Origin of the sequence: Desulfosarcina sp. (genome assembly GCF_046496365.1) — a bacterium.
In the GTDB taxonomy this organism is placed as follows: Bacteria; Desulfobacterota; Desulfobacteria; order Desulfobacterales; family Desulfosarcinaceae; genus Desulfosarcina.
The window spans coordinates 1-5440 of record NZ_JAWOHB010000191.1; the positions used below are offsets into that span (position 1 = coordinate 1).

Below are 5440 nucleotides of genomic sequence, written 5' to 3' on the forward strand. Positions count from 1 at the left end.
TATCGACGAGCGCAAAATCGAGTACGAGGCCCGATTTGACGGCAAATGGGTGCTTACAACCAATACCGATCTTTCCGCTGACCAAGTGGCCCTGAAATACAAAGAGTTGTGGCGCGTGGAGAAAGTCTTTCGGGATATCAAGTCTCTGGTGGATACCCGCCCGGTGTTCCACAAACGGGATGCCACGATACGGGGCCATGTGTTTTGTAGTTTTTTGGCTCTGGTGCTTCGCAAGGAACTCGACAGTCGGTTGTCGCAATCCGGCCACCGCTTTGAGTGGGCGGAAGTCAAGCAGGATTTGAAGGCCCTGCAGCAGGTAACCATCGAAGAAAACGGAAAACGCCTTTGTGTCAGAAGCCAAAGCAAGGGCGTATGCGGAAAAATTTTCCAAGCAGTCGGAGTCGCCATGCCGCCGACGATACGGGAGGTGTAAATTGCGCCGGATGGCTTGAAAGGTAGTGCCAAGAGCATTTTTGCGTCCCGTATCATCCCGTAATAATAGAAAAGTCAAAAATCAACTGTCGAACTTCAGCTTCAGCATATTGGAATGGCGATGATTCTGGCCAACAGTCTGCAGTTTCAATTTTTTAAGGTTAGCGTGATCAGGTCAAGGTCATGGATAACTTTTTTGACTCGATAGCGGATGCTTATGACAACTGGTATGACACTCCTGAAGGTAGTGCCATCTTTCGGGAAGAAGTCCAATGCCTCCGTAACCTCTGCGATCCCTCCGATGGCCGTTGGTTGGAAGTCGGAATAGGCACCGGCCGTTTTGCGACAGACCTCGGCATCACCCATGGCATCGATCTCTCGTTTCCCATGGTGAAAAAAGCCGTATCCAGAGGCATGCGGGGGCAGGTCGGCCGCGCCGAGCAACTGCCTATCCGAACAGGATCGCTTGATGGCGTGTTGATGGCCTTGACCTTGTGTTTTCTTGAGAATCCGGAGGCCGCCGTATTGGAATGCGCACGTGTTTTGCGCGATAAAGGCAAATTGGTCCTCGGCACCATTCCGGCGGACAGCCCATGGGGAAGGGCTTATGTCAACAAAGGCGCTCAAGGGCATCCTGTCTATTCCCATGCCCGGTTTCACACCATAAGAGAAGTGATACACTTGGCTGAAAATGCCGATTTCAGGCTCCGGCAAAGCCGCAGCGCACTTTTTTGGGAGCCGGACAGCCGGCCGGCCGTTTCTTCAAAGATAACTCTAACCGTTGCCGCGGAGGCAGGATTTGTCGGATTACTTTTCCAGTTTTCTCGAAGGCCCAGCACAATCTCGTGATGTTTAGCGGCCATTGTTTTCTCTTCGCAATAGGCAATAATCGCTTGGTCTTTCGGGAGTCGTCGTTGCCGCAGCAACGATGTCGATTTCGGGGGTAGCGGTCTCTTTCAGCGCTTTTTCGAATCGGACAACTGGCAGGGGGGGGGTCCGATCAATGCCGATTGATGGGCACCCGGCCGGGGTCGCCCACGAACGGCAGGATCAGCAGACGCGGCAAGGTCAACTTTTGCAGGTCACGGAATTGGGCCAGGCCGATGGTCATCTTCATGTGTCCCTTATCCGGCTGATCTTTGTAGGTACCGAACAGACGGTCCCACCAAGGCAGGTTAAAGCCGTAATTGCTGTTGGTTTCCCGGATGATAACACTATGGTGGACGCGATGCATGTCCGGCGTGACCACAAAAAACCGCAGAATTCGATCGACGCGCAGCGGAAGATTGATATTGCTGTGATTGAACATGGAGGTGGCGTTCAGGGCCACTTCGAAGATCAGAACGGCCAGGGGCGGTGCGCCGAGCGCGGCCACGGCCGTCAACTTGATGATCATGGACACGACGATTTCAATAGGATGAAAACGAAGCCCGGTTGTCATATCGATATCCAGATCAGCATGATGCATCATATGCAGCCGCCAGAGCAAAGGAATCGCATGGTGCATGACATGCTGCACGTATACAGCAAGGTCCAGCAATACCACTGCAATGATGACCTTCAACCAGGCGGGGGTGGCCAGCTGGTTGAGCAGCCCCCAATTCTGCTCGGATGCGACGACAGCCAGGCCAACCGGCAGAATGGGGAATACCAATAACAGGGATAAAGGGTTCAAGGCCACGATACTCAAATTAGCAACCCATCGACGGCGCTTTGAGGTCGACAGCGTCCTTTTAGGGGCCATGATTTCCACGAATGCAAGCACGACGAAGACGGCTAAAAAAAAGCCGAACCGGATGGCTCTTTCATCTTTCACAAAAACAAGGAAATCCATTGACGGCTTTCAGATTTAGAAAACGATGACTTTCTCCGCCCGGACGGTCAGGTCTGCCAGTTCGACCAATGTGCCGCGTCGAGCGCCTTTGGCAACCACGTCGTCTTTTATTCCCCGGGCATCCATGCACCTTTTATTTCTCCAATCGGATACATTAAGATTTTTTGAAAAGACGGTTCAGGACTCCCCTTTTCGGTGGCTCAGGTTCAGCTATCCCCAACTGGCGGCAAATGTGAACCTCCACCTCGTGTTCGGACACATCGGTGCCTTCCACCACGATCTCACCGCCCACCATGACCGCCGGGGCCGTGGGCAGATCCAGCTCGAAGTACTCGTCGGTCTGGTACTCGGCTTTGGGTTTTGAGGTGATGTCGAATTCAACCGGATATTTTGCGCCCAACCTGGGCATCATCTTTTTGAAATGCTTTCAGGGCTTTCCGTTGGGCTCGTTGAGAAAAAAGCGCACTTTGAGCATGATTGATCTCTCCTTTATTGTTGGGTAGTCTTCTTCAAATCGGCCATGCGGCTCAAAAGTTGCTCAGGCGGTAAAAAATCCACCAACCGAAGATCGGTGCGTTCCTTGCCATCGGCATCAAGAAATACGATCGTGGGCACGCCCTGGATGCCGTATTGCTTTAAAAGTTGTTCATGCAGCGGGTTGCCGCCCTTGGTCACATCCACTTTGACCATAATGAACTCATTTTGGGATTGGCGAACCACATCGGCGTGGTGAAACGTGACTTCTTCCAACTCTCGGCACGGGGTGCACCAGTCCGCGTAAAAATCGATGATCACCGGTTTTTGTTGAGCGGCCGCCTGCTGCAGGGTCTGTTCCGAATAGGACTGCCAGTCTATCCCCGGTCCGCGTATGGCCCAAGCCGTGAGCCAGAAGGTTGCCAGCACGAGGCAGAGTGTGCCCACCAGGGTTTTCAGACAGGGAAACACTTTGAAGCCGGCCTGGTTCTTATCCAGCCAGCCCAGGTGCAACCCGGCGGCCAAGGCGATTATGACCGGCAGGATGACTTTCAGGATGTCGGGCAGGACCGGCCGGATAAAGTAGGCTGCCATGCACACCAGGACCCAGCCCATGAGATTGCGCACCCATAGCATCCAACCGCCTGCCCGCGGCAGCCGCTGCAGTTGGCCGGAGAAAAGCGCCAGAACGAAAAGCGGCAGGCCCAGGCCCAGGCTGAGAACGAAGAAGACTAAAAAACCCAGCCATGGGCTTCCCATACCGGCAACCCAGGTGAGCAGTCCCAGCACGAAGGGGCCGATGCAGGGGGCGGCCACGACCCCTAGGGTAAGCCCCATGAACAGACTGCCGAAGTAGCCGCTGTAAGATCTGCCCGCGGCCTGCGTGAGGGCGCCGGGCAGGCGCAGTTCCCAAAGCCCGAAAAGGCTGGTGGCAAACAGGATCAGGATGCCAGCCACAAGGGTCAGTACGATGGGGTTTTGCAGCAGAGCGCCCATCAGCCCGCCGGTGAGCGCGGCGATTACGCCCAACGCCGAGTTGGTCAGGGCCAACCCCATAAGGTAACAAAGCCCGTGCAAAATCAGTTTGATCTGGCCGGGGTTGTCTCGGGCTGTGCGTCCCCCGAAAAAAGAGACCGTGATGGGGATCATGGGATAGACGCAGGGCGTCAGGTTCAATGCCAGACCGCCGGCAAAAATACCTAAAAGCGTCCACAGCATCGCCCAACCCTGAAGGGATCGGCCGCCGATCGGAGCGGCATCCACCTGAAGGGGCTCCGATAGTCCCGCGGGAGTGCTTGCGATGGGCAGTCCGTGTTCCTGCCATTTGGGGAATCCATAGGGGTCGCGGTAGACGTTCTTGTACCCGAGTTCCACGGCCACACGGGCCGCCGAGTCGCTGCGGACTCATGTCAGCCCGGCTCAGTAAAATAAAAGGGTGCGCGCCTTGTCCGGGCCTAAAAACGTCGCCAGGTCGTCCGACTTGTGCCAGCGCGCCCACCAGGTGGGCTCCATCGAAAAATGGTGCGCACCTTTGATGTGCCCCGTGTGATATTCCCACTCCTGGCGGGTGTCGATCAGCATCAAATCGGAAGGGGTTTTAAAATATCTTTCGGCAAGCGCTTCGGTGGTGATGATGCGGTAGCCACCGGATTTAGCCTCGGCGACAACGTCATCCCAGGTGGCCTGCTTCGGCGCGATGGGACGTTGGCCATACCAGACGAGGAAAATGGTGGTCAACACGGCCACGAGAGCCAGGGAAAATGACGTTTTTTGTTTCATTACTGCCCCTTTTTCCTGATTTGTATAATGAACGCATCCTAATCGCCGGTATCCACCGTCAACCCCATGGCCAGCCAATCCTGAACGCCCTCTTCGAGCCGGATGGCTTTAAACCCTTGCTTGCGCAACATCTCGACCGCCTGGACGGCCAGTACACAGTAAGGTCCCCGGCAATAGGCAACGATCTCCTGATCCAGAGGCAATTTGGAAAAGAGCTTTTCAAGCTGCATCAGCGGAACAGAGATCGCGCCTGGGATGTGTCCGGCGCGGTATTCGTCCACCGGGCGGACATCCAGAACCGTAACGGCCCCTTCTTTAACACGGTTGAGTAAATCGGTTCGATCGACCGGTTCCATGCCTTCCTGGTTTTCGAGGAAACGCCGCTTGATCATGTCGATCTCGGCCAGCTGATTTTCGGCCAAGACGCGCATGGATCGGAAAAATGCACAAACTTTCTGGTCGGAAAGCCGGTACGTGACATGCAGGCCTTCTTTTTCCGCTTCGATCAGACGGGCTGCTTTAAGCGTCTGAAGGTGCTGGGAAGCATTGGCGAAGGTCAGGCCGGTTTCACGGGCAAGCGTTTCAACATTCTTTGCGCCCTGACAAATCAGGTCCAAAAGTTCCAGGCGCTTGGGGCTGGATACCGCTTTTCCGATTCTTGAAAACTGTTCATAGATAGCGTTTTTGAATTGTCTGCCCGGAGTCTTCATATTCAATTCCTTTATTATTCAAAATATTAATTGAATTAATAGAAACAGAATGGTCTGACTGTCAACACTTTTCTTTCGCGTGCTTGACAATTCACGTTACCAGGTGGGCTCGCGTTAATTATGGAAACAAAAGAAACAAAAGGGGTCGCATCTGAAACAAAAGGGGTCGCATCTTAATTATTCATTATTGACAGGTTTGGTATCTTCAGAT

5 protein-coding genes and 1 pseudogene are annotated in these 5440 nt (G+C 54.2%); 2 read left to right on the forward strand and 4 right to left on the reverse strand.

Annotated features, from left to right (window positions below):
* A pseudogene (locus R6V78_RS18805) lies at positions 1–433 on the forward strand (transposase); the annotation flags it as partial.
* 182 nt (positions 434–615) lie between these two features.
* Positions 616–1281, forward strand: coding sequence for a class I SAM-dependent methyltransferase (locus R6V78_RS18810; RefSeq protein WP_410290928.1), 666 nt, complete (start codon positions 616–618; stop codon positions 1279–1281).
* Positions 1282–1432: 151 nt separating this feature from the next.
* Here the strand turns inward: R6V78_RS18810 and R6V78_RS18815 are convergent, their stop codons facing one another.
* From R6V78_RS18815 to R6V78_RS18830, 4 genes are all read right to left on the reverse strand, one after another.
* Positions 1433–2248 carry a sterol desaturase family protein gene (locus R6V78_RS18815; protein ID WP_410290929.1) on the reverse strand — a complete coding sequence of 272 codons (816 nt, stop codon included), beginning with the start codon at positions 2246–2248 and terminating at the stop codon, positions 1433–1435.
* A gap of 172 nt (positions 2249–2420) precedes the next feature.
* Entirely contained in the window at positions 2421–2741 is a 321-nt protein-coding gene (tsoC, locus tag R6V78_RS18820) for an NEPxGxxU motif selenoprotein TsoC (protein WP_410290930.1), read from the reverse strand.
* A 14-nt stretch (positions 2742–2755) separates the two neighbouring features.
* On the reverse strand, positions 2756–4519 hold the full coding sequence (tsoB, locus tag R6V78_RS18825; protein WP_410290931.1) for a rhodanese/DsbD fusion-like selenoprotein TsoB: 1764 nt from the start codon (positions 4517–4519) through the stop codon (positions 2756–2758).
* A 38-nt stretch (positions 4520–4557) separates the two neighbouring features.
* Positions 4558–5229, reverse strand: coding sequence for an ArsR/SmtB family transcription factor (locus R6V78_RS18830; RefSeq protein WP_410290932.1), 672 nt, complete (start codon positions 5227–5229; stop codon positions 4558–4560).
* Positions 5230–5440 lie beyond the last annotated feature (211 nt).